This is a genomic window from Flagellimonas sp., from assembly GCF_965601775.1.
Classification (GTDB): Bacteria; Bacteroidota; Bacteroidia; order Flavobacteriales; family Flavobacteriaceae; genus Flagellimonas.
In genome coordinates this window covers 3,131,781-3,156,272 of record NZ_OZ271837.1, presented here as the reverse complement: position 1 = coordinate 3,156,272, position 24,492 = coordinate 3,131,781, and the positions used below count along the sequence as shown (strand labels likewise).

The window sequence follows — 24,492 nt, the reverse complement described above, 5'->3', positions numbered from 1 at the left end:
ATGGAAACAGGAAAAACCTCGAACAAGGTCGCCTATGCAGGAATATTGACGGCCATAGCGGCATCAGTATGTTGTATAACCCCGGTTTTGGCTTTGATTGCAGGAACCAGTGGAATCGCATCCACGTTTTCTTGGGTGGAGCCATTTCGGCCTTATCTTATCGGTATCACTATACTCGTATTGGTCTTTGCCTGGTACCAGAAAATACGACCAAAAACACAGGAGGAAATTGACTGTGCCTGTAAGGATGATGCAAAACCCTCCTTTTGGCAATCCAATAGGTTTCTTTTTATAGTTACGGTTTTTGCGGGATTGATGCTGGCATTTCCATATTACTCGACTCTATTTTATGCGCAGCCCAGTAAGGACATTGTCTATGTCTCGCAATCCAATATTGTAAAGCATAGTTTTGATGTTGAGGGAATGACCTGCGCAGGGTGTGAAGCCCACGTAGAGAGCGAGGTAAATAAACTGGACGGAATACTATCGGTCAAGGCAAGTTACAAAGGTGCGAATACCGTAGTGGAATATGATAAGACCAAAACCGATTTGGCCGCAATCCAAAAAGCGATAAACAGCACAGGTTATAAAGTAATCGATGGTGAAAACAAAGAAAACGAGTAGATGAAAAAGTACGATGTTTTTGTTATCGGTTCCGGGATGGCAGGGATTACCATTGCCAATAAATGTGCTTCCAAAGGCCTTAAGGTAGGCATTACTGACGAGCTGCCCTACGGTGGAACCTGCGCGCTAAGAGGTTGCGACCCCAAAAAGGTAATCATCGGTGCGACAGAAGTAAGGGATTTTGCAATACGCTTAAAGGATAAGGGTATCGATACGGTTCCCAATGTCAATTGGCGGGATATTATGGCCTTCAAACAATCCTTTGTGGATGCAATGCCGCCCAAAATAGAAAAAGTATACAGGCATAATGATATAGACACCTATCATTCTTCGGCAAAATTTCTGTCCAAAAATACCCTACAGTTGGGAACAGATACTATCGAAGCCGACAAGATTGTGATTGCAACGGGTGCAAAACCAAGGGTACTGGATTTTGAAGGTGGGTACTTGGCACTTTCGAGTACCGATTTCCTCAATCTAAAGGAGCTGCCCCAATCCCTGCTCTTTATTGGCGGAGGTTACATCGCCTTTGAATTTGCACATATCGCCGCCCGTTGTGGTGCCGATGTAACTATTGTACATAGGGGCAAACGACCTTTGGAAAACTTTGAACAGGATATTGTAGTACACTTGATAAATGCCACGAAGGAATTGGGAATAAAACTGGTTCTAGCGACCGAAGTTTCTAAAATCGAAAAGAGAGATAACCACTATACAGTTACAGGAACTACCGACGGTAAAGAAATGACATTTAGAACGGAAACCGTTTTCAATTCGGCCGGTCGCCCGCCTGCAATTTTTGATTTGGAGCTGGACAAGTCCGGAATATCCTTTTCAAAAGAAGGGGTTGCCGTCAACGAATATCTTCAAAGCGCATCGAACCCAAATGTTTATGCGGCCGGAGATGCGGCAGATTCAAAAGGACTGCCCCTGACACCTGTAGCCGTTATGGAAGGACATATTGTAGCTTCGAATATCATCAAGGGGAACACGAAAAAAGTGAGCTATCCACCGATGCCCTCCGTGGTTTTCACTTTGCCAACATTAGCAGCCGTAGGTCTGACCGAGGCAGAGGCCAAATCACAAAAAATCGAATATCAGGTCAATTATAACGAGGTGGGCAATTGGTTCAACGCAGAGCGGTTGAATGTTAAGGAATATGCCTTTAAGACTATTGTCGATAAAGAAGATCATACGATACTGGGAGCACATTTAATTGGTCCCAACGCCGAGGAAACCATTAATTTGTTCGCAATAGCGATAAAGACCAAGATGAGGATTAACGATTTAAGGACGATGATTTTTTCTTATCCAACATTATCCTCGGATATTCCCTATATGCTTTAACAAAATATCAAAATTTATGAAAAGTGATGAATACACTAAAAAGCACTGGGAAGAGGTTTATACCGGAAAAAGTGATGAAGAAGTAAGTTGGTTTGAAGGGAAACCCTCGACTTCATTGGATATTATAGCTTCCCTTGACTTACCTAAAGATAGTTCAATTATTGATATTGGCGGGGGGAACTCAAACCTTATAAGTCATTTGTTGAAAAATGGCTATAACAACCTGTCCATTCTTGATATTTCAGAAAATGCACTTCAGCGTACCAAATCAAAATTAGGCAAGTCAGCCGCAAAGGTGCAGTGGATAAATTCGGACATATTGAATTTTGAACCGACCCAAGACTTTGAGTTATGGCACGACCGGGCTACTTTTCATTTCTTCACACGGGAAGAAGATATCTTAAAGTATATTGACATACTAGGTCGTTCCCTTAAGACGGGAGCGTATTTTATACTGGCAACTTTTTCGACCACCGGGCCAAAAAGATGTAGTGGATTGGAGATTACCCAATATTCTCCTGAAAAACTAAAGGAATTGTTTAAAGTAGATTTCACCCTATTGGAATCCTTTGAAAAAATTCATAAAACCCCTTTTAAAACAGAGCAAAATTTTATTTATAACCTGTTTCAGAAAAAATAATATGGACTACGAGAGAATCCTTTTAAATTCAACCATTACCTGTCCCGAATGTGGACATACGAAAGAAGAGGAAATGCCAACAACGGCCTGTCAGTTTTTCTATGAATGTAAAAATTGCAATAAATTATTGAAACCAAAGGAAGGCGATTGCTGTGTGTTCTGTTCCTATGGTACAGTGGCCTGTCCGCCCATACAGTTACGGTCACAATGCTGCCAATAATTCTCGAAAAAAGTTATCTATTTCTGTTTGTCCTTAACACCCCATTTAAAAACTAAATTGTAACCCTGCATTGATTCCAAACGGGTGTCCAGGTCTTAGTCCTGCCGGTACTCTGGCTACGGCATAGGTTTCATCCAAAAGATTAATAATATTTGCGGAAAGTGTAAAATTCCTATTATAGAAGTACCTTCCGGAAACATCTATTACTAAGTTAGAATCTACCCTGAACGGTCCAGTTATCGAACCGTTACCGGCCTGTGTCCTGATTGCACTGGTATATCGTGCCCCTGCGGATAAATCAAATTTTTTGTGCTCAAGGGCAATATTCAAATTTAATTGGTGCTTTGCGATGTAGGGTATTTCGTCACCTGCAGTTACCTCTCCAAAGATATCGGTATCGCTTTCAAACGAATTTAGGAACTCGGTATCGGTATAGGTGTACGATATTAAAAGTGGTAAACGGAATTTTTTGGTTATCTCATTCAGGGGATTGTAATTCATTTGGATTTCCAAACCACTTACGCGTACCTCACCAGCGTTGAACTGGTCAAGGGTGCCCGTACCTCCTGTTGCCGCTAAGTCACTGCCCAATAAATTTTTGTAATCATTATAAAAACCGATTACTTCCCCTTGTAACCCCTTGTAATTGAATCGGCTACCCAGCTCATAGTTTACGCTTTCCTCCGGCTCTTGCCCTTCTTGACTTCCAGGAGGGGAAAATCCTTTGTGAACCCCACCGAAAATGGACCAATCGTTTGAAAAGTTATAATTGGCTCCCATCCCCGGAATCCATACATTGACAATGTTGGCACGTTTTGATAGATCTGCCCCTAATCTGTTGGGGTCATTACCCCCATAATCTAACCTACCCAATTCAATATTTTCGTATCTCAAACCTGGAGTCAAGGTCAAATTTTCAAGACTCAGTTTATACAAAAAATAGGTCGCCCAAGCTTTTGAAAATGCAATGCGATTGCCCTCGGCCCCTTTTTCACCAACAGTGGTACGAACCAGCTCATTATCTTGAAATGCATAACGGTCTTCCCATTGAAACCTATCTTCATCATCCTCGTGGTACTTTATGCCCAATTCTAGACTTTGGAACCAATCGGTACCCCAATATGCCCTCGCGGTGGATTGAATACCCTTTGAATTATATTTTCTGTTGTTCGCTTTTATTCCAAAAACATCCGCCGGGGTATCTTCATTGCCCAACAGCGCAGTGTATTCGGAAGCATAGGTGCCGGAATCGGAAACAACATTGCTTATTCCAATACGCTCACCAAGGTCCACATCATCCAATTTGTACCAATTGCGCTTGAATCTATTGATATATCCCGTGGTTGTGATGCTAAGAAATGAAGAAGGTTTTATAAGATGAGTCAGTTGATACTGTTGGTGTTCCGCACTCATCACATCTTCAGAGGAAGCCCTGTATCTTTTATAGGGATTTGCATTAAAATCAGCCTCGGTGAGCCCTAAATATGTTTCATTGGATGTTTCTTCTGAAAATTGAAATTTGAAAAGAATTGCTTGGTAAATTTTTGCGTCCTTGCTCGTTTGAAGCTTAAATTTTGCTAAATAATCGGATTTGTCAAATCCGGTATTACCTCCACCATCAAGAATTTTGAATCCATCGGAATTATAGTTGAAATATTGGCTAACGAAACCAAAATTTTCGTAGCTGTCACCTATCGTTATTTCAGTATTTCTTGAATTGTAATTGCCAGCGGACAATATGGCACTGCCAGAAAGGGTTTCCGGTATCTGAGCTGAAATAAGGTTGATTGCTCCACCGGTCGTATTGGGACCGTATTGGATTTGGCTGCTACCCTTTAAGATTTCAACTGCTTGCATTCTACCTATTGTCGGAAAGTAATAGGCCGCGGGCGCACTATAAGGTGCCGGTGCAATTAAAACTCCGTCTTCCATCAAATTAATTTTGGCACTTCGTTCTGGAGATGTCCCGCGCAGGCTTATATTGGGCCGTAAGCCAAAGCCATCTTCCTCATAGACGTTGACGCCGGGTACACTTTTTAACGTTCTATTGATATCGTTGTAATTAAACTTGCTAAGTTCTTTGGCCGAAATATAACTGGCTGACCCTGTTCTATTCTCTGCTTCAAATTTACTCCCTAAAATGGCATTTCCACTTACAACTACTTCTTTTAGCACTTCGGTTTTAATGGATGTAGAATCACCTTTAAAATCGTTATCTTGGGAGAATGCCTCGGTACTGGCAACTATGAAAAGTAGCAACATGAACAGTATAACCTTCATTTTATATTTATTTAGATTAAATACAGATAAGCAAATATAGAAGCATTAGACAATTAAAAAAAATTATTTAGAATGTTTCTAATTAATTATTGTTGAAAGGAAATCGAGCGATGTGTAATTTGGAATGTTTCTCATATAGTTACTTTAAATAATTGTTTGGAGACCACCTTATCAACTTACGTATATTGCATGAAATTGTAGATTATGATACCACGAGATTTAAGCAAGGACGTAAAAACGAGGTTGCAAAGTATCAATGGGCAAATTTGTGGCCTCATTAAAATGCTCGATGAAGATACAGACCCAGAGAAGATTTTAATACAGTTCAAGGCAGCACAGAAAGGATTGGATAAAGCCCATTTTCTGTTACTGGACGAAGTTTATCGAAAAGCTTTGGCCATAAAAATATCCGAAACTGTCAAGGCCTGCCCTGGAAATTGTGGCAATGAAGACCGTATCGAATTTATAAGAAAACAGTTTCCAGATTTGGAATTGGACAACCTAACTGAAAAGATGAAGGAAATCGATGTGCTCAAGGCCAAGCTTGAAGCATACAAAAATGGTTGAATCCTTCCAATTAGCATAGCATTTATGGCCCACGAAACGTGGGTCATTTTTTTTGAAATTTTACTTGGAGACCACCCCACCCACCATTCTACCTTTAAACTGTTGTTATGATTTACTAACAATGAAACGATTTATGAATAATTAAAATTGAAAGAATGAAACGTCAAGTAGAAGTTTTTACGGCCAATTGTCCAGTTTGCGACCCGGTGGTCAAAATGATCAGGGAATTGGCTTGTGATAAATGTGAGGTAACGACCTATGATTTGGTCCAGCAGTGTGAAGACAAGATTTGTCTTGATAAGTTGGATGAATACGGCATAAAGAAAGTTCCCGCTGTGATAGTGAACGGCAAATTGCTGGACTGCTGTAAGGACTCGGCCATTACTAAGGAAAGATTGATGGAAGCAGGAATTGGACAATCATAATTAAAAAACAGTTAAGTATGATTCGCAAAATATTCCCGAAAATATCGCTGAACATTAGCTATCTACTATTGATATTGCTATTGGCCGTAACAGGAACGGCGATGGCCCAGGGTCACGGCCCTTTATATGGTTTGCAGACACCGACTTTGGCCAAAGGTGGTGTAGATCTGAACGTGGCAAGTATGAGTTTGAGCACGGAAGATGAAACGTCCTATATGCTCCGCTATCTGTTTTCCTATGGCATTACGGAAGACCTGCAGATCAACCTGACCACCCCCACGACGATAGAACGGTTGGGTGATGCACCAAGGACAAGGGGCAATAGCAATATGCCCGCCAACGGAGATATAGAGGCTTCCCTTTGGTACCGGTTTTTCTCGAATGCTTTTGGTGTGGGGAAGCGTTTTGAGTCCACCGCCATCGTGGGCGTTTCTGCACCAACCGATGATGTCAGGGGACAGGTCAACGTGGGCAACTCGGTACACGCTGCCATTTCAACGGGCTATGCCTCGCGTACTTGGTATGGATGGATTGGGGGTGGTTATCAATATTATTTTGAGAAAGATGGCGAACAATTGGGCGACCTGCCCTACGCCAGTGCGGTAGTGGGGTATCGCCCCAATATATTTATGGGCGATTACCCAAAGCCCGATTGGCGCATCTTTATAGAATCGTTGGCCGAATTCCCTGGCGACAATAAATTTGAGGGGCAAATGGACTTTACAGATTCGCGCAGTACAAAAATACTGGTCGGGCCCTCTTTTCTGGGACTTTACGGTGCTTGGGGAATATCGTTCGGTGCGATGTTTCCGGTCGTACAGGACTTGACACTTGGGGCAGTGAAAGAAAGGTATCGATTGGCCATAAACTTAAGCTATTGGTTATAAAGCAAGAATTTTAAAAATGTATAAAATGAGAAATATATTTAGAATTATAATAATAGGTCTATTCGGAATTGGTACAGCATCGGGGCAAATTACCAAAGTTGACCAAGAAGTTTATGGAATGGATTGCGCCCCTTGCGCCTATGGCCTAGAGCGGGGACTGAAAAAGATGGATGGGCTTCAGGAAGTGCGTGTCAGCCTCAATGACGGAAAGGCATATATGGGATTGGCTGCCGAGAACGGACTTAAATTACGTAGCATTCAGGAAGAGGTAAAAAAGAACGGTTTTTCGGCAAAAAAAGCTGAAGTGACCCTAATTGGAAACGCAACGAAAGAAGATGGCCAATGGTACATTGAGACCGCTAATGAACGATTTTCGGTATCGCAGGATACGCCTACGGCGTTGTTACAAAAATTAACCGTTGGAACAGCAACCATAAGCGGAACGGTGCAGGATGAGAGAGATGATAACCTCTCTGGCCAATGGTCCATCGTACTAACCAAAATCGAATAGATTTTATGAAGACTATTTCCAAAATGGTATTGGGAAGCAGCTTGGTTGCCGCCCTTCTTCCCTTGATGTGCTGTTTTTGCCTGCTCTGCTATCGGTCGGCGCGGGATTTGGTTTCTTGGGTTCAACTTTTGAATGGGTACATCCTGCCCAACCCTTTCTGACCACCTTTTCGGCCGGTGCCCTTGGGTTCGCCCATTTAAGGAATTTTCAAAATTCAAGAAAATGCAGTGGAGAGGAAACCTGCCAAAACGACAAAAGGAAACGCATTATCAACACTTGGTTTCTCTGGACATTTACATTGCTGATTCTTGCTCTTATGATTTTAAACTACTGGCATGAACTTTAGAAAGCTATTCATTTTTTCGGTTTTTGCTTTGGTTCTTCTCAAATCCGGTTGTGAAAGAACGAAAAATCAATGGCAGTTCGAACGGAAAATTATACTTCCCAAAGAAGCCCGCCCCTTGGCTTTGGCCAAGGATGGGGAAACACTGTGGTTTTCTGACCCGGATTATTTTAGGCTTTATAAAATTGATGATAAAGGCGGGGTATTGGATTCCATCAAAGGCATACAGCGACCGATGAACATCCATTTTGATAATGGCACGCTGTTCATCCCTGAATTTTTGACGGACACCATCTGGCAATATGGATTGGAAAAAAATAAGCCTTTGAAAATCAATAAACGGCCACAGGCCCCCGCAGGGATTTCCGTATATGGGGACACTGTTCTGATAGCCGATTTTTATAACCACCGGATTATCGTTCAGATACCTAACGAAAGTTTTACCATTGGCAGACACGGGCATAAAGATGGAGAACTGCACTATCCGATAGATGTAAAGATGAAAGACAACAAGATATACGTGGCCGATGCGTACAACAATAGGGTTCAGGTCTTTGGGTTCGATGGAGCACACCAAAAAACTATTGGTCAAAACGATAAAATAAGCGTGGCCTCTGGCATTGCTTTAAACCATAGCGAATTAGCCATCACGGATCAAGAAAATAGTAGGGTATTAATTTTTGATCATCAAGGGAAGTTGCTGCAAATATTAAAGGAAAACATTTTCTATCCGACAGATGTTCACTTTGACAAGGGAAGGCTTTTCATAGCCAATTTTAAGGAGAATTCTATAGCTCTTTATAGTAGGTAATATCAATTGGATATTTTTATAAAAACTACCTTATGCGTTCATACTCCGTAAATTCGTACGTAGACTCGCCATTATCGCCTTTATCCAATTCACTCCTGACACGTAATTGTTGGGCAGTTAATAGAATTACAATATGGTATTCTATTGCATTTGAATTAATGTGTTTCAGTTTTCCAGACTCCTCGATAGACCAAGTACCAATTTCGATAAACGAATTGGAAATCTGGCTATGACATGCGAGATCACCAATTCCCCAGGAATAAGTATTTTCTCTTTGTGTATCTCCCTTTACATAACGAATCAAGTCATCCCTGCGACAGTTGTCGAACTGCGCAAATAAGTCTTCTGTTGGTTCCAAATTCCCTAAAGTATCGTTCGCTTGCCCTATGAACTGAGCGGTTCTTTTCCAATCTCCCACCAAATTATCGGGCGTAAAGGAGAGGTTGATCGTTTCTTCAGAAGAATTTTCACCATTTTTTTCGCATGATGATGACATCAACAAAAACAGGGAAGAAAAAAGAAGTATATGTTTTCTCATAGCATAAAGGAAATTTAGTGGTTTTTTGAGTGTTTCACTTTTTCAGGGTTCCCTCAACTTCCCTGTAATTTCAATAATTTTGATTCTGTAGACTATTGGAACCTTACTCATCGGCATTTTGCTCGAAAACTCATCAATAGACTTAAAATGCTTGTTTTCTATTTGGCTCGCTAAACTTCTTACACCTTCGGTAAACAAATGTAGTTGGTATTTTGCATCTGTCCCATGAAGTTCTTCAAATGCACCATGTACCGCAATCGATTTCCAATTGTTCGTTGTGACTATTTCATCTACCTGAATAGAAACGAAACGGTTGTTTCTCATTGCATTTATTTTGTGGCCCTCTCCAGAATAGCTTATAACACTATTACTACTTTTATCATAGTAGTATGTTATGGGAACAACGGATGGGGCTCCTTGTGAAATATAAGCTAGGCGACCAATATAATTGGAGCCAAGTAGGCGCAGACTATTCTTTTTGTCTAGGTTTTTTATCATTACTCTTAGTTTGATGCTTAAGCTTATCTTTTTACCATTATCCTATAACCTGAAATTTTGAAAAAAACGTAACTGTGGCAAAAAGGTCAGAAAGAAGATCGTCGTTCGTGTAATACGATAAGCAAGCCAATTGGCAAGCTTGTCGATAATACTTGTCCCTTGCTTCAGTGAACTAATTGTTACTTCCCTGCACTCCCTTATTACCTTTTCAAAGTCTGTACGAAGGTCCTTTGCAAAAACTGGAGAAAATATTTCTACGTTCATTTCAATACTCCCATAGCAACTAAGGCTGTTTAGATTAAATGACCCTATAGTCGCCCATTTATTATCAATTACAGATGCCTTGCCATGTAGAACAGACCTGTTCCACTCATATACCTGAATGTGATTATGTAGAAAGGATGTATATAAATAGGTAGCTGCCCTATGCACCAGGGGTACATCACTGATTCCTGCCAATATCACAATTATTTTTATGCCCTTTTTACTTGCTTTTTTTAGGGCTTTTGATATCCTGATTCCAGGCAAGAAATAAGAGCCAATGATCACCACCTCTTTTTCGGCGTGGGAAATGGCATGGGTATAGGCATCACAGACTTCCGTTTTGCTTTTTAGCCAGTCGTTTTGAAGGATTCCAAGTTGTGCAGTGCCCGTAGAATGGGGAACGGCTTTTATTTTGTTTGAGCTTCCTTGTCTAAAGAAATAATCCCTACAGAGTTTTTCCAGGTCTGCCGCCGCGGGGCAATCCAGATGTACGGCATAATCAAGCCAGGGATTTGAATCAGGGAAACCACGGTATTTGTCGGCAATATTGATTCCGCCGATCAATGCTGATTTTCCATCACCAACGACCACCTTGTGGTGCATGCGCCTGCCGAGATAAAAATTGTTCCAAGAAAACAAAGGGGAGAAGAAACGAAGCGAGATACCGTGTTGAATCAAATCGTCAACAAAACTATCGGAAAGGCGGGCACTTCCATAGGCATCCAATAAAACATATACTTTTACCTTTCTTTGGGCAGCTTCTTTCAATTGAGTTGCAACCCGACTTCCTGTGGAATCGTTTTCAAAAATATAGGTCTGCAGATGGATTTCTTTTTGTGCCCCCTTGATTATTTTTTCCAACTGCTGGAAATACTCTTCCCCTGAATGTACCAGCTGGATGTATTTTTCTTCATGATTCATATCACACGTTATTTTGCTCGTATTTCTTTTGTTGATTTATGAACGTCCCATCTATTGCCTTAAAAAATAAACCAAGCCCATGGCCACCAAAACGACCGATCCTGCAATAACAAAAGGATAGTAAAACCCGCCAGCTAGCAACCAAGTCCCCAAAATGGGCCCCAAAATCTGCCCAATGCTGTTTGTGGAGCTTTGTATGGAAATGTTTCTTCCGGTATTCTCCTTGGATATTAAAGAGACCGATGAAAGCAGATTTGGGGTTACCATTGCCCCACCACTGGCGAACACTATTATCAGACCATATACAGCTAGCTCGTTAGTCAAAAAAGGAAATACAATAAGCGAAAGCCCGGTTATCAATAGTCCTACCGTGATTTGCTGTTTCAAGCTTAGTATCTTTTCTCCATAAGAGGCAAAAACAGGCTGTAAGACCGCCATCACCGAACCACAGAGCATAAATCCAATCCCAACTTGATTGCTATTGAATGCAAGTTTGTCCTTGCCATAAATCGAAAAGACGGTTTCAAAGAGGGTCACGACAAATTGCATCACGAATGATAGCAATAACAAGATGACAAAATAGCCACTAAAGGTAAAATTGAATTTTATCGTTTTACCCCTATCCCGTTTTTCGATTATTGTGTTTTTCAACCATTTTGAAACAACGAAAAATATCATCAAACCTAATACCGCGGTAAAAAGGAATGGGACTGAGAATCGGTCGAAATGAAACAGACCTAAAGAAAGTTTCAAGTGAACGTTTGTCTGGGACAAAAGGCCACCCAGCACAGGGCCAAAAATTAGACCAGAACTGATAGCCACCCCAGACCATGCCATTATCTTGGTCCTGCGCTTTTCCGTGGTAATATCACTGAGGTAGGCGTTGCAGACGGGAATCACCGAGGAAGTAAATATTCCCCCCAAGATACGGGCCACATATAGCATTAAAAGTGAAGTGGCCAGACCCGTTAAGAGGTTCATCACTATAAATCCTATGAGGCCCACCAAAATAACAGGCTTACGACCGTATTTATCGGAGAGCCTTCCCCAAACGATTACAAATACCAGTTGAAAAAATGGATAGATGCTGGTCAACATTCCTACATGGAAGTTGATAAGGTCGCCATCCAGATTATCCTGTATTGCCAGCCTTTCCGTATAATATGGAAGAATGGGAAGCAGGATACCATACCCTAGCATTACCACAAACAGGCTCGATAGAACCAAAAAAATCCTGTTGAGCCTTTCCTTTGCGTTCATTATTTTTTAGCAATTTTTCTTTTTAATAATTGGGCGTTGATTGCCACAATAATCGTAGACAAACTCATAAAAACCGCACCTACGGCTGGACCAAGAACAAATCCCGAGGAATACAATACCCCTGCCGCCAGTGGAATGGCCACAACGTTATAACCTGTCGCCCACACTAAATTTTGAATCATTTTGTTGTAGGTTGCCTTACCAAACAAAATAAGGTTGGCAATATCTTTTGGGTTACTGTTCACTAAAATGATATCGGCAGTCTCTGCCGCAACATCGGTACCGGAACCAACGGCAATTCCAACATCGGCTTTTGCCAATGCCGGGGCATCGTTGACTCCGTCACCCGTCATGGCAACAAACTCTCCTTTGCTTTCCAGCTCCTCAACGATTTCTACTTTTTGGTGGGGCAGTACTTCAGCGTAATAACCATCCAAGCCTAATTTTTCGCTGACGGCTTTTGCAGTTCTCTGATTATCACCAGTGGCCATTAAGACTTTGATATTGTTCTTTTTAAATACTTTTATGGCATCGGCAGACTCCGGCCTTATTTCATCGGCGAGGGCAATATAACCTGCAAGTGCTCCATCGATTAATACGAAAACCACCGTTTCAGCTGCATCGCTATAAGCGTCCTCTGGAATTGGGGTGTCTTCGTCCCTGAGATAGCCAGGGCTCACCACTTTAACATCTTTACCTTCAACTTTGGCCTCAACCCCTTTACCAGTTATGGCGTTGAAGTTTTTGGGCTTTGGTATCTGGATGCCCATTTCTTTGACTTTCTTGATGATGCCCACTGCAATGGGGTGTTCTGAGCTTTGTTCTAGAGCGCTGGATAGCCTTAGTAGTTCATCCTTGCTATACGATTTGTTCACTGACTCAATTCGGGTCACCCCAAAATCTCCTTTGGTGAGAGTTCCTGTCTTATCGAACAGCAGGGCTGATATTTTGCGGGATTCCTCAAAGGCCGTTCTGTTTCTTATCAGTAGCCCATTCTGTGCTGATACTGCCGTTGAAATGGCCACGACCAAAGGTATGGCCAACCCGAGGGCGTGTGGGCAGGCAATGACCATCACCGTCACCATTCGCTCAAGGGCAAAAACAAAAGGGAAGCCCAAAATCAACCATACGGCCAAAGTACCAAAACCGATGGCCAATGCAATATAAGTCAACCATTTGGCTGCCCGATCTGAAAGGTTTTGCATCTTCGATTTGGTTCGCTGGGCCTCATCGACCATTTTGATGACCTTGTTCAGGTAACTGTCTTTGCCAGTATGTTCCACTTTAACTTTTAGCGTACTATTACCATTTATGGAACCTCCGATGACCTTGTCCTGTATTTCCTTCTTCACTGGTTTTGATTCACCTGTCAACATGGATTCGTTTAGGTAACTGGATCCTTCGGTGATGATTCCATCAGCAGGTACTTTTTCACCGGGCTTTATCAGTATAAAGTCATCCTTTAGCAAATCTTCAAGACTGACGTCCTCAATCTTGTCACCAACCACTTTATGGGCCTCCGCAGGCAGCATGCTTACCAAAAGTTGGAGTGCCTTGGATGCCCCCAGAACTGATTTCATTTCCAACCAATGTCCCAAAAGCATGATAACTATCAAGGTGCTCAGTTCCCAGAAAAAATCCTCGCCACGAAGCCCAAAAACTGTGGCGGCACTATAGAAATAGGCCACGCTAATGGCCATTGAGATAAGGGTCATCATTCCTGGCCCCTTTGATTTTATTTCATTGTAAAACCCCTTTAGGAATGGCCAGCCGCCCCAGAAATAGACAAATGTTGATAACGCAAATAGGATATATGGGTTCCCAGGTAGCAATAGGTCATACCCAAAAAAATCCTGAATCATGGGCGAGAAGAAAAGAATAGGGATGGTCACAATCGTGCTTACCCAGAACCGTTTTCTGAAGTCTTCCACCATCATTTTATGATGGTCATGCCCCATTTGTCCGTGAGCGGGGTTATGGCCTGAATGGTCGCCACTTCCATGATTCATTTTAGAATGGTCTTCTTTTTTGTGTTTCATTTTTGAATGGTCCATTGCAGAGTGGTCCATTTCTTCGTGATTGTGATGTTCGTGGTTTTCCATTGATCTATTTTTAAGTGTTATTTTAATTTTTTTCGTATCCGTTCCGCATTGTGTTCTGCATAGGCGCAATGGGTGTTGGCCAAAGTGCCGTCGGCACCGTTTTTTGACAGTATGGCATTGTCTTCGTTACTGCTCATACCTTAAAAACGATGGATTTCCTCCGCTCCGGAGTGTTCAGGGCCAATTTCCAGCTTGAGACAGGCACATTCCAAATTGCAGGGCTTGAGATTGAAATCAAAATTATATTCTCTTTTTTGGAGTTCGTCTTGGCTTTTAAAAACGTATCGTAATTTTTCATTCTGGTTCGGTGTAAGTCATTGTAAAATAGCTCTTGTCTTGTTCTGTAAATTTTTGAAAGGTCAACAAGCCGTTATCACTTAGTTTTTCTACCACATTATAGTTCAGCTGCTTGATGCGGATGCCCAACGTATAGGCTTTGATATTGATTTTGGAAATAATGGATTCTTTATTTCTATCCAGTTTCCTTTCGTAAATCCTTATTTTGCTTTTCGAACCGAAGAAATCCAAAAGTCCCGAATCGAACGTCATTTCCAATTCTATATCTTCCAAGTTTTCCAAATTGTACAGCTCTTTAAAATTTGCTGATGCCGTATTGATTTCGGTTTCCTTTGATTTTGGCTTCGCAAAAGGAAATGCCATTACCATGACAATTGCCTCAGCAGGTTTGCAGCGATAGGTCGTGGTATACTTTTCCGTTGACTTTCCCTCATCATCGAACAGTTCCGTTATGACCTGGATTTGATAATACCCATCTCTCTTTATAATTTTTCCTGCTTCAAAAGTCTGTTTATTAAGAAAAACACCATCTTCATCAAAATTTTCGCGGGCTACGGTCCTGCCTGAAATCTGCCCGATGAGCATATCGGTCTGTCCGCTCAATGAGATACTGGATAAAATAAAAAGTAATATACAGCTTCGTTTTATCATGTTGGGTGCATCAGTTCTTTGACTTCCTTGGCGATGACATCGCTTAAATCGATACTATTCGATTGATGGGGGATGGTATTGCAGGTAATGATATCCTTGACATGGGCATCCCAAAGATCTTGATAGGCATTCCCCGAAAATACGGCGTGAATACCGATACATATGGCAGGTTTCATGCCTACATTCTTTAAATGTTCGGTGGTCTCAATCATGGTACGGGCCGTAGAGATGATGTCGTCCACCAAAACAGGGGTTGCGTCCTTATATTTATCTACTTGAGGCACAGAGACTTCAACATCATGGTCGCCATAGCGAGTCTTTTGTAATACCGTAAAGGGCACCCCCGCCTTTTTTGCCACCTCCGAAACCCATTGCTCACTTTCGGAATCGGGTCCGATAAGTACTGGATTATGGATATTTTCCTTGATATATTTTGAGATTTCGTCTGCGGCATGGATGACCCTGTTCGGAATGCCGTATACTTCGCCCAACGAACGTATTCTATGTAAATGGGGGTCAATGGTGGTGATGCTATCGGCGAAACCAGAAATCAAATTCCCAAAGAAACCAGAAGTGACCCCTTCCCCTTCATTAAAGACCTTGTCCTGCCGCATATATGCTAAATAGGGGGCTACCAGACAAGTACACATCGCTCCCAACGACTTGGCCGTATGGCTCAAAAAATAAAGGGGCAGCAGTTTTTCATCGGGCTGATGGAGGGTACATACCAAGACCACACATTTACCTTTTACATCGGAAAGTATGCGTGTATAAGATTCACCGTCCGGAAATTTTCGTATGGTACATTCCCCGATTTCAGCTTTCATTTTTTTAACCAACAACTCGGTGAGTTCCTGATTTCCGGGAAGACTGAATACTATTGTTTTCATAGATTGTTTTGTTTGTAATTGTTATGTTTTGCCTTTCTAAATAACTTCTTAATTCATCCAAATCACATATTTCTTCTATGTGCCTTAATCCGTTCAAGGTTTTGTTGGTATAGAGCATCTCTGATACGAACGCAGTGACCGAGGCCGTGGCCAGTGCCTCATTGTGGCCAGACACCGAATACGTTATTTTCAAAGGATTTTGTTTTTTGTCAACCCCTCCAATTTCTACTTGTAGCGTGTATCGGTCAGACCCCACACCCATGAGGTCGAGGACTTTCTTGAAACTTTTAGGGTCTATTCTATTGTACCAATTCGTAGCACCTATTTTTCGGAATAGGTGGAACAGTTTGGTCACTGTTCTGGAGTCAAATGCGATACGGGTATCTATGGCTTTGGTCTCTATGAAAAGCGGTATGATATGATGGTCTGAAAAATCGAACAGGTAAAATGTCCTTTTTTTGTTTTCGTTCAGCAAAAAGGTCGATTTGGGGTGGGTAAAACCTTTGACACGAACATTGCCTGCCCCAGTTTTGATTTCAAAGGGGCTGTTCATCTTGTTCAACATCCAGCGGATGGAATCCACTCCATGGGATTCCCCGAGGCCAAGCATTACATAGCTGTGTATTTCTTCCACGCTGTCGAACAATGTGGCCCCGTTATATGCCAAAACATTTGATAAGCCCGGTATCAGACCCACACTGGGAACAACCAGACTGTTTGAATGGTTGATGTAATCTGCAATTTCAAAAAACCTTTTATGGGTCTCATAGGAAGCACCAACTTCAACGTAATTGATATCGAGGTTGACACACTCCAATAAAAAGGTAATATTGTCGGTTTCCAAGCAATTGATCACGGTGTGCAGTTCCTCAAAGTTGACCTCCTGAAAGCCTCCTACAACGATGTCCATATAAATGGCATGCGCACAGAGTCTATGCTCACCTATAAGTGCTTCTGCCTTCGCCCTGTTTCTTCCGGCTATAATGATTTTTGAGGGGTATCGCCTGGCCAATTGTATTGAAACCAAAGAGCCAACAGTACCATATCCGCCTATGATCAATATTTTGTCCCTTATTTTCATATTTGTTCTATTTCAATGATGTCATTTTGGTTGTCATAGTATTCCAGGGCATAGTTGAGCTCACCTTGGGATTCAGCGTAAAGGATATAGAGCAATTGCCCTTTTTCCACTTCTTGGTTCAAGCGAACATTTAGTAAGATACCTGCGGTTTTTGATTGGGGAGCCCCTGACAGCTTTGCGAGTTTTGCAATCTTTCTATTATCGATGCCCTTGATTATGCCACATTTGGGCGCATGCATCTCAAAATGATAGGGAGCCATCATAGGTCTGGAGAATCTACCTTGTGCCACACAAATGGCCTTGAACTTTTCGTGTGCCTTTCCAGATTCCAAAACGTTTCTTGCCACATTTTTGCCCATTCCTTGAGCGGCCTCGCCGGATAGTTCCAATATCTCTCCGGCCAACGTTAGGGATCGTTCCTTGAGGTCTTGGGGTGCCTTTTCCTCGTTTTGCAATACACTGATTACATCTGCTGCTTCAAGGTTGGGGCCGATGCCCCTTCCCACAGGTTGCAAGCCATCCGTAATTACCACCTTTACTTTTAAGCCAATAGCTTCACCCACGGTTTCCATAAATTCCTGTAGTTGGAGGGCGGCCTTTTCACTTCGGACCTTGGCGGTCTTACCCACCGGAATATCGATGACCACATGGCTAGCCCCAGCGGCCGCTTTTTTTGAGAGGACAGAGGCAATAAGTTGCCCTTCACTATCAATGTCCAAGGCCTTCTCGACCTTGATTAATATATCGTCTGCCGGACTTAGCTCTGCCGTTCCTCCCCAAACAAAACATCCGCCTTCCTGTTCGACCACTTTTTTTATCTCTTCGGGGGACAGGGTTACATTGGTGAGCACTTCCATGGTATCAGCTGTCCCAGCTGGGGATGTGATGGCCCGGGAGGAGGTTTTGGGCATGGTAAGCCCATGTGCGGCAACGATTGACACGACAATGGGGGTTGTTCTATTGCCTGGTAAACCTCCGATACAGTGTTTGTCCACCACAATGTCCTTCTTCCAATCCAATTGTTTTCCTGAGCTTATCATAGCCTTTGTCAAGGAGATGATTTCGTTGACGTTCATCCGGTTCCCAGCACAGGCCGTAATAAAGGCCGAAAGATGAATATTGGAGTAGTCGCCCTCTATAATGTCGGTAATAATATTATGGTAGGCTTGATAATCCAGTTCTTGATTATAGATTTTTGCCCGTACCAGACCCAATGATTCGATGGGTTCAAGGTGTGATACGTACAAAGTCCCACTTTCAATAACCTTCAGTTTATCCGCCGCAGTTTCCGAAAGGGCGATTTCCCCTGGTTGGAGTATTTCAGAGGAAACCACATGAAGACTGGCCACAATTGAAGAATTCAAAGTGGAAACACGGATGCGGGTGAGGGCCTCGAAACCCTCCGAGATACAGACATGGCAGTCTTTTCTCATGTAGGCCACATTTTCGTTTTGCGTGTAAATCCCTAGATGTTTGTATTTGAGTATGTTCGATTTATCGTTCATTTTACAATTTGTATTTGCTTAATATTCTTTTTCCCTTTTCGGTAAAGCAGAACCATCCGACTATGGCACCACCAATTGTGGCCATTACAATACCGCTGATGAAAAACAGCAACGGGGTTTCATTGCCACCAAAATGATTGAAGTGCATATCCAGAGAATAGCAGAGGTAATTGCAGAAAAGTCCCAACACCAAAGCTGAAAGCTCTGCACAGAAGATTACGGCAAAGATCCCTGTCCATCTCCCTACGACCACAAGGGCAATGATCGCTCCTATGGCGGCCCCCATACCCAAACCGCAAAACACAATGGCCCATAAAAACTTATGCAGAAGATTTCCCTCGGGATACAGTACCATACCCCATACTACCAATATTACGGCCTCTGCCAAGATGGATAACAAAATTGACAACTTCAAGGGGCGAAGCACATCTTCTGCTGTAACCTCGAGGGTCTTCTCCATTTTAGTATTTTTTGTGTCTGTTGTTTTCATGATATTTCGATTCAATTGTTGTACTATTTAGATTGACGCAATGCCCATAACAGTCGGGATTCAGGCACGACATCAAATCCTAGGCAAAACGGCGGCCACCGATCAGGAGCCTTAGTTATGTAAGGAATGCCTTTATAAAATAGGTCATAGGTCCCAAGCATGGTCATACCCGCAGTCACGGCCCACAAAATTCTCTGATGACCGATAAGAACCAGAGCTGCAAAAATCAATGCTATGCTCACATCTGATCGGGTGTAGAAAACCCAGTCTTTCGAAAAATCCGCTGCCTTTGTCAAAGCTGCGGTGGCAAGGCCCAAAATGATTCCTTTCAGCAGTTCCATTTATATACCCATTAGTTACGTATTGTCTCAATGGCGTACAACTCTGGAATTTCACAATCCCAGCCATATTGTTCCCTGATTCCTTTTTTCAGCGCCATGGCACTCTCGGACTCACCGTGAGTGATAAAGATGTGTTGGGGTTCCGATTCCAATTCATTCAACCAATCCAACAGTTCTTCATGGTCGGCATGGGCAGAAAGCCCTTCGATTTCGGCAACTTCCATTTTGAAAGGCACCGTTTTACCATATACCTTTAGCTCTCTCTCACCTTCCAAAAGTTTTCTTCCCCGGGTACCCTCGGCTTGATAGCCCACGAACAACAGTGTGTTTTTTGGATTCTGCGCCTGTTTCTCCAAATAGTTCAGTATGCGCCCTCCTGTAAGCATTCCGCTGCCTGCTATGACAATTTTTGGCTTGCCATCATCCCGCAGTTGCATGGTTTCATGAAAACTGCTCACAATGGTAAAGTGTGAACACATGGCATCGCATTCTTCCTTGTCCAGCCTGTGCCAGTCCCTGGTCTTATGGAACAGTTCCAATACATCAACACCCATCGGACTGTCCATTACCATACCAACCCTTGGTATCTTGTTTTGCTTTACGAGCCGAAAAAGTATCAACATCACCAATTGTGCCCGTTCAACCGAAAAGCTCGGTATAAACAGGCTACCGCCCCTTTGCAGTGTTTTGTTGACCAAGGCTTCTATCTCTGGGAACACTTCATCCTCCTCAGGATGCTTACGGCCACCATAGGTAGACTCAAGGACAAGTACATCTGCCTTTTTGGGTTTTATAGGCGGGTATAGCAGTAGGTCATTGACTCTTCCGATATCACCTGAAAAGACAAATCGCTTTCCACTTACATCAAGTTCAACGGATGTTGCCCCCAAAATATGGCCACTGTACTGAAACCTTGCCTTAACCCCTTTTACAATGGGCAACCATTGCGATTGTGGTATCCCCTTGAAATGTGTTTTGGTATTTTCAACGTCTTTGAGATTATACAAGGGTAGTGCTGGTCGATGTTTGGAATAACCTTCTTGGTTGGCCCTCTCGGCTTCTTGCTCTTGAATTTTGGCACTATCGTTGAGGATAATCTCCGCAATATCCAAAGTTGGATATGTACCGTAAATCGGCCCCTTGAACCCTTGTTCGACCAATCGGGGCAGGTATCCCGTATGGTCCATGTGGCCGTGGGTGAGCAGTACGGCATCGATTTCTGAAACTTTTACCGGAAGATATTCCCAATTCTTTAATCGTAGTTCCTTCAATCCTTGAAATAGCCCGCAATCGATTAAAATTTTGCGTTCTCTGGTATCCAGTAGATATTTCGATCCGGTAACGGTTCCGGCCGCCCCCAAAAAGTGAATGTTTATTTCGTTGTCGCTCATTGATATATTTCTCTACTATAGTATTCTACCCTTAAAAATCTATTAAAGTTTTAATGACCTCCACAACATGAGGCTTGGTTTCCCTTACTTTCACTTTTTTCAGATAGTGCGACAATCTCTTTGTACAACCCATGAAAGTCTTTCTTGATGAATACTGCCATTTTTTTAGCGGACCTAGGGCCGGTGCTTATCATCTCCAATAGTGTTTCAAAGGCCTCTTCAAGCAATTCGGAATCATCTTCCAATGCCCGGTAAAATGGCTCTAGATCAATGCTCTTTTGTTTTTTTAATTCTTCAGTTGCCATCTATTCTAAATTTTTGAGTTCGTGGATTTTTGTTTTATGATTGTTCATGGCTTGTGCTGCACAATGCCCTAGAATCCTCTAGGATGCGCTTATGTCTTTTTTTGTCAACACCTACTTTGAACAACAATTGTGGGGTGTCGGCCACTTCTCTACACAATACAATACCTTCTTGCAGCAATTTTGATTTTTCTGATTTGGTAAGGGTGGTTAACGAGGTAAGGGGGTGGAGGCCTGCACGGTCAATTCTAAATTTGAGGCTATTTTTTTCAGGATAGTCCCAACTTACCAGCATAAGCCCCACGCAGTTGCCATAGGTGATGGCATCGGTGGTGAAACGTGTGTTGGTAAAGACCCCTCCTTGATGAAATCTATAGATATGGCCGGGTTGCCTCTCCCATGGACCTTTGACATCCTGAAAACGTGATTGGATGTACAAGGGGATCTTCACATTACAGAACCTACCTTGGTCGCCATGGTATTTGCATTCTATCATATAATGCTTCTCATCCTTTTGGGCAATAACATCCACTTCATGGGTCACACAGCTTCCCTGAATGATGCTACCGACCTGTGTCCGAAATCCTTCGTGTTCCAGAATTTTACCAACAAACCTTTCAAAGGGGTACCCTGATGGACCTAGTTCCATCAGCGCTTTTTTGAGTTTGTATTTTGAAGCACTTACCCGAGATTTCCCTTTCAACATTTCAAAGGCCATTTGATAGATCTTCTTGGTGGTCATTCCGTCGAAAACCATATCTTCAATATTTTTGACAATCTCATCAATTAATGTTTCATTCGCACCGGCCCGTTCCAGTGACCGCTTTACTTTTTCCATTTGAAAAGGTGCTTTCTCGCCGCTTGCCTTTATAATAGTTATCTTATCCATTAATGTGTATTTTTTTAATATTGGCCAAAGCAAAGACGACCAAGAAAAAGCTTAGGAATATTTCGAGCATGACAACGAATCGGGCCACATCGGAAGTTGGAACAATATCACCATAGCCCACAGTTGAAAAAGTAATTACACTGAAGTAAAAAAAGTGATACAAGTTATACAAGTACGAATTTGAATAATCGGGAACTCCCTCAAAAGTGGTATGATTAAATTGGAAAAGACAGGCATAATCGGTCGCATAAGAGAAAATGCTAATGATGATTATCAATCCAAAAACCCAAAGCAATCGTTCCAAAGAATGACAGATCTTGATTAATTTTGACAAACGTTTCAGGGTAGTTGCCGTTATCACAACGGTCTTTCCTAATGCTGCCGCTATAATAATTATGTGGAATGGAAAAGAGGGGTGGTCTATCATCGACATCAAAACAACATAAAGGATGCCTATTCCCAGTATGGTAGCCAGTGGCAGTACCGTTCTGTCCAGTAATAACTTATAAAAGGGTTTTACCCTTTTTTGACGCAAGCTTTCCGACATGATGCTATACTTTTTAAATTTTCATTGTCATCACAGGTAGGGAAGCATGGTTCGCAACCCCTTCGGCTATACTTTTTGAGAACAAACTCAAAAAACCGGTATGGCCATGTGTACACATGGTAATAAGATCACCCTCATTGTGTTGCAAATAAGTGTTGATGCCCGTCTCCACCATCATTTCATTATACACGTTCATGGAGAAGTTTTTTAGTTTGGGAAAACCCTCTAAAAATCTTCGTATAGGGTCCAGGCCAAGGGCAATACTGTTACGGTCCGATTCTGTATTGATACGCAAAAGGTGAATTTTTGCATTGCATTTTTCTGCAATGGATAGCACCTCTTTAAAAGCATTGCTGACATCTTCCACAAAATCCGAAACGAAGACGATATCCTGAAAAGGAAACCTTACAGCATCTTCTTTTACCACCATGACCGGCACATCCGATCTGCTTACCAAGCGTTCTACATTGCTCCCTAAAAGTTCCCGTACAATACCCTTGGTGCCACTGCTGCCAGTAACGATGAAATCATGGCCATAATGGCCAGAATGTTTCAATATGTTTTCGTGGTCCACATGAAATTGCAAAAATGTCAGGCATTTCAGATTCTCTTTTTCGGCCTTTTTTTCCAATGCACGCAACGAAGCTTTTGCCGTCCCTATTTTTTTTAAAGTCTCCGGATATCGCTTTTCTTTTAGCTTATCCAATTTTACCCAATCCACCGGTGTTTTCAGCAAATGGAAAAAATGGATTTCTGCGTCATAGAGCTTGGCTATCCTGATTCCAAGCTCAGCTGCCTTGTTGCAGTTCTCGGAAAAGTCTGTGGGCACTAATATGTTTTTCATCCTAACTATGGTTTTATGGGTTGTTTCACTTCACTAGTATTTCATTTCCTGAAACTGTTCCTTTTTCAAAACAGTCAAGGTTATAAATGGTGGTCTCAGCAATGTTGGTGAGAGCTGTATCGGTCAAAAAAGCTTGATGACTGGTAATCAAAACATTGGGAAAGGTCATTAATCTGGCAATCACATCATCCTGTAAGATGTCTTCTGAGTGGTCTTCAAAAAACAACCCTTCCTCCTCTTCATAAACATCAATACCGAAATAGCCGATTTTCCTTGATTTCAGACCCTCTATGACCGCTTTGGTATCGACTAGTGCGCCCCTACTGGTATTGATGAGCATGACTCCCTTTTTCATGTGCCCGATTTGCTTTGCATCTATGATATGCCTTGTTTCCGGTGTTAATGGAACGTGTAGGCTTATGATATCCGATTCGCTGCAGAGCGTTTGGCAGTCAGTGAAGCATACACCATACATTTCTTTTAATTCCTTATCCTCTTTAAGGTCGTATGCAAAAATCTTACAGCCAAAACCATGAAGGATTTTTATAAGTACCTTCCCAATTTTACCTGTCCCTATCACGCCGACTGTTTTGCCGTTAAGGTCAAATCCTGTGAGTCCGTTCAGTGAGAAATTCATATCCCTGACCCTGTTGTGGGCCCTTACTATTTTTCTGTTTAGGGTCAAGATGAGGGCCACGGCATGTTCTGCAATGGCATAGGGCGAGTATTCGGGTACCCTTGCTACAACTACTCCAAGCTCATTGGCTTTTTTGATGTTGACGTGGTTGTAGCCCGCAGATCGCAGTGCTATGAGCTTAACGCCGAATTCATTTAATTTTTTCACGATACTCGCCGATGCGTCATCGCCGGTAAAAAGACATATTGCCGAATGTCCTTTTGCTAGAGTTACCGTTTTTTTGGTAAGTCGGGCCTCATAATAATTGAGGTCATGCTTTTTACCATTCGCATGATTTAGATATGGTCTCTCAAATTCGTGTGTGCTGAATACGGCCGTTTTCATTTTTT

The 24,492-nt window shown here is 42.3% G+C and carries 27 protein-coding genes; 9 read left to right on the top strand and 18 right to left on the bottom strand.

Going from position 1 to position 24,492, the window contains the following annotated elements:
* From merTP to ACSLUF_RS14590, 4 genes are read left to right on the top strand one after another with little or no spacing between them, the layout of a single operon-like run.
* A complete protein-coding gene (merTP, locus tag ACSLUF_RS14605) occupies positions 1–624 on the top strand; it encodes a mercuric transport protein MerTP (RefSeq protein ID WP_431128240.1) in 624 nt (207 codons plus the stop codon).
* A complete protein-coding gene (locus ACSLUF_RS14600) occupies positions 625–1,971 on the top strand; it encodes a dihydrolipoyl dehydrogenase family protein (protein WP_431128243.1) in 1,347 nt (448 codons plus the stop codon). It begins immediately after the preceding gene.
* A 16-nt stretch (positions 1,972–1,987) separates the two neighbouring features.
* The gene (locus ACSLUF_RS14595; protein ID WP_109649878.1) at positions 1,988–2,611 is read left to right on the top strand and encodes a class I SAM-dependent methyltransferase; all 624 of its coding nucleotides are present in this window, start codon (positions 1,988–1,990) and stop codon (positions 2,609–2,611) included.
* Position 2,612: 1 nt separating this feature from the next.
* A complete protein-coding gene (locus ACSLUF_RS14590) occupies positions 2,613–2,831 on the top strand; it encodes a GDCCVxC domain-containing (seleno)protein (RefSeq protein ID WP_431128247.1) in 219 nt (72 codons plus the stop codon).
* A gap of 45 nt (positions 2,832–2,876) precedes the next feature.
* Here the strand turns inward: ACSLUF_RS14590 and ACSLUF_RS14585 are convergent, their stop codons facing one another.
* Positions 2,877–5,111: a TonB-dependent receptor family protein gene (locus tag ACSLUF_RS14585; RefSeq protein WP_431128249.1), complete on the bottom strand. Its 2,235-nt coding sequence runs from the start codon at positions 5,109–5,111 to the stop codon at positions 2,877–2,879.
* A gap of 204 nt (positions 5,112–5,315) precedes the next feature.
* Between ACSLUF_RS14585 and ACSLUF_RS14580 the strand changes: the two genes are divergently transcribed.
* From ACSLUF_RS14580 to ACSLUF_RS14560, 5 genes are all read left to right on the top strand, one after another.
* Positions 5,316–5,678: a metal-sensitive transcriptional regulator gene (locus tag ACSLUF_RS14580; RefSeq protein ID WP_431128251.1), complete on the top strand. Its 363-nt coding sequence runs from the start codon at positions 5,316–5,318 to the stop codon at positions 5,676–5,678.
* Between the two features lie 155 nt (positions 5,679–5,833).
* A complete protein-coding gene (locus ACSLUF_RS14575; RefSeq protein WP_275615871.1) occupies positions 5,834–6,103 on the top strand; it encodes a thioredoxin family protein in 270 nt (89 codons plus the stop codon).
* A gap of 17 nt (positions 6,104–6,120) precedes the next feature.
* Positions 6,121–6,990, top strand: a complete 870-nt coding sequence (locus tag ACSLUF_RS14570; protein ID WP_431128255.1) for a hypothetical protein — start codon at positions 6,121–6,123, stop codon at positions 6,988–6,990.
* 25 nt (positions 6,991–7,015) lie between these two features.
* A complete protein-coding gene (locus tag ACSLUF_RS14565; RefSeq protein WP_431128258.1) occupies positions 7,016–7,501 on the top strand; it encodes a heavy-metal-associated domain-containing protein in 486 nt (161 codons plus the stop codon).
* Between the two features lie 335 nt (positions 7,502–7,836).
* Positions 7,837–8,655, top strand: coding sequence for a hypothetical protein (locus tag ACSLUF_RS14560; protein WP_431128264.1), 819 nt, complete (start codon positions 7,837–7,839; stop codon positions 8,653–8,655).
* Positions 8,656–8,680: 25 nt separating this feature from the next.
* Here the strand turns inward: ACSLUF_RS14560 and ACSLUF_RS14555 are convergent, their stop codons facing one another.
* The 17 genes from ACSLUF_RS14555 to ACSLUF_RS14475 form a co-directional block, all read right to left on the bottom strand.
* Complete coding sequence (locus ACSLUF_RS14555) at positions 8,681–9,193, bottom strand: hypothetical protein (RefSeq protein ID WP_431128266.1); 513 nt, start codon at positions 9,191–9,193, stop codon at positions 8,681–8,683.
* 42 nt (positions 9,194–9,235) lie between these two features.
* The gene (locus tag ACSLUF_RS14550; protein ID WP_431128269.1) at positions 9,236–9,691 is read right to left on the bottom strand and encodes a pyridoxamine 5'-phosphate oxidase family protein; all 456 of its coding nucleotides are present in this window, start codon (positions 9,689–9,691) and stop codon (positions 9,236–9,238) included.
* Positions 9,692–9,733: 42 nt separating this feature from the next.
* On the bottom strand, positions 9,734–10,876 hold the full coding sequence (locus tag ACSLUF_RS14545; protein WP_431128272.1) for a phospholipase D-like domain-containing protein: 1,143 nt from the start codon (positions 10,874–10,876) through the stop codon (positions 9,734–9,736).
* Positions 10,877–10,927: 51 nt separating this feature from the next.
* Complete coding sequence (locus ACSLUF_RS14540) at positions 10,928–12,136, bottom strand: MFS transporter (protein ID WP_431128276.1); 1,209 nt, start codon at positions 12,134–12,136, stop codon at positions 10,928–10,930.
* Positions 12,136–14,238, bottom strand: coding sequence for a copper-translocating P-type ATPase (locus ACSLUF_RS14535; RefSeq protein WP_431128279.1), 2,103 nt, complete (start codon positions 14,236–14,238; stop codon positions 12,136–12,138). Before ACSLUF_RS14535 ends, ACSLUF_RS14540 begins: the two co-directional genes overlap by 1 nt.
* Before the next feature lie 294 nt (positions 14,239–14,532).
* Positions 14,533–15,186 (bottom strand): hypothetical protein, encoded by a 654-nt coding sequence (locus ACSLUF_RS14530; protein ID WP_431128281.1) that lies wholly within the window; start codon positions 15,184–15,186, stop codon positions 14,533–14,535.
* Positions 15,183–16,076, bottom strand: coding sequence for a ribose-phosphate pyrophosphokinase (locus tag ACSLUF_RS14525; protein ID WP_431128284.1), 894 nt, complete (start codon positions 16,074–16,076; stop codon positions 15,183–15,185). Before ACSLUF_RS14525 ends, ACSLUF_RS14530 begins: the two co-directional genes overlap by 4 nt.
* On the bottom strand, positions 16,018–17,157 hold the full coding sequence (locus ACSLUF_RS14520) for a hypothetical protein (RefSeq protein ID WP_431128287.1): 1,140 nt from the start codon (positions 17,155–17,157) through the stop codon (positions 16,018–16,020). Before ACSLUF_RS14520 ends, ACSLUF_RS14525 begins: the two co-directional genes overlap by 59 nt.
* Complete coding sequence (locus ACSLUF_RS14515) at positions 17,154–18,662, bottom strand: thymidine phosphorylase family protein (RefSeq protein ID WP_431128289.1); 1,509 nt, start codon at positions 18,660–18,662, stop codon at positions 17,154–17,156. The genes ACSLUF_RS14520 and ACSLUF_RS14515 overlap by 4 nt, the downstream gene beginning before the upstream one ends.
* A 1-nt stretch (position 18,663) precedes the next feature.
* Positions 18,664–19,122 (bottom strand): hypothetical protein, encoded by a 459-nt coding sequence (locus ACSLUF_RS14510; protein ID WP_431128292.1) that lies wholly within the window; start codon positions 19,120–19,122, stop codon positions 18,664–18,666.
* Positions 19,123–19,175: 53 nt separating this feature from the next.
* Positions 19,176–19,493: a hypothetical protein gene (locus ACSLUF_RS14505; RefSeq protein ID WP_431128295.1), complete on the bottom strand. Its 318-nt coding sequence runs from the start codon at positions 19,491–19,493 to the stop codon at positions 19,176–19,178.
* Positions 19,494–19,504: 11 nt separating this feature from the next.
* Positions 19,505–20,884 carry an MBL fold metallo-hydrolase RNA specificity domain-containing protein gene (locus tag ACSLUF_RS14500; RefSeq protein WP_431128298.1) on the bottom strand — a complete coding sequence of 460 codons (1,380 nt, stop codon included), beginning with the start codon at positions 20,882–20,884 and terminating at the stop codon, positions 19,505–19,507.
* A gap of 50 nt (positions 20,885–20,934) precedes the next feature.
* Positions 20,935–21,189, bottom strand: a complete 255-nt coding sequence (locus ACSLUF_RS14495) for a hypothetical protein (RefSeq protein WP_431128301.1) — start codon at positions 21,187–21,189, stop codon at positions 20,935–20,937.
* Between the two features lie 34 nt (positions 21,190–21,223).
* Positions 21,224–22,075: an ATP cone domain-containing protein gene (locus ACSLUF_RS14490; protein WP_431128303.1), complete on the bottom strand. Its 852-nt coding sequence runs from the start codon at positions 22,073–22,075 to the stop codon at positions 21,224–21,226.
* Positions 22,068–22,622, bottom strand: a complete 555-nt coding sequence (locus ACSLUF_RS14485) for a potassium channel family protein (protein WP_431128306.1) — start codon at positions 22,620–22,622, stop codon at positions 22,068–22,070. The genes ACSLUF_RS14490 and ACSLUF_RS14485 overlap by 8 nt, the downstream gene beginning before the upstream one ends.
* 13 nt (positions 22,623–22,635) lie before the next feature.
* Positions 22,636–23,466, bottom strand: a complete 831-nt coding sequence (locus ACSLUF_RS14480) for a universal stress protein (RefSeq protein WP_431128309.1) — start codon at positions 23,464–23,466, stop codon at positions 22,636–22,638.
* A gap of 25 nt (positions 23,467–23,491) precedes the next feature.
* Positions 23,492–24,487: a 2-hydroxyacid dehydrogenase gene (locus ACSLUF_RS14475; protein ID WP_431128312.1), complete on the bottom strand. Its 996-nt coding sequence runs from the start codon at positions 24,485–24,487 to the stop codon at positions 23,492–23,494.
* Positions 24,488–24,492 lie beyond the last annotated feature (5 nt).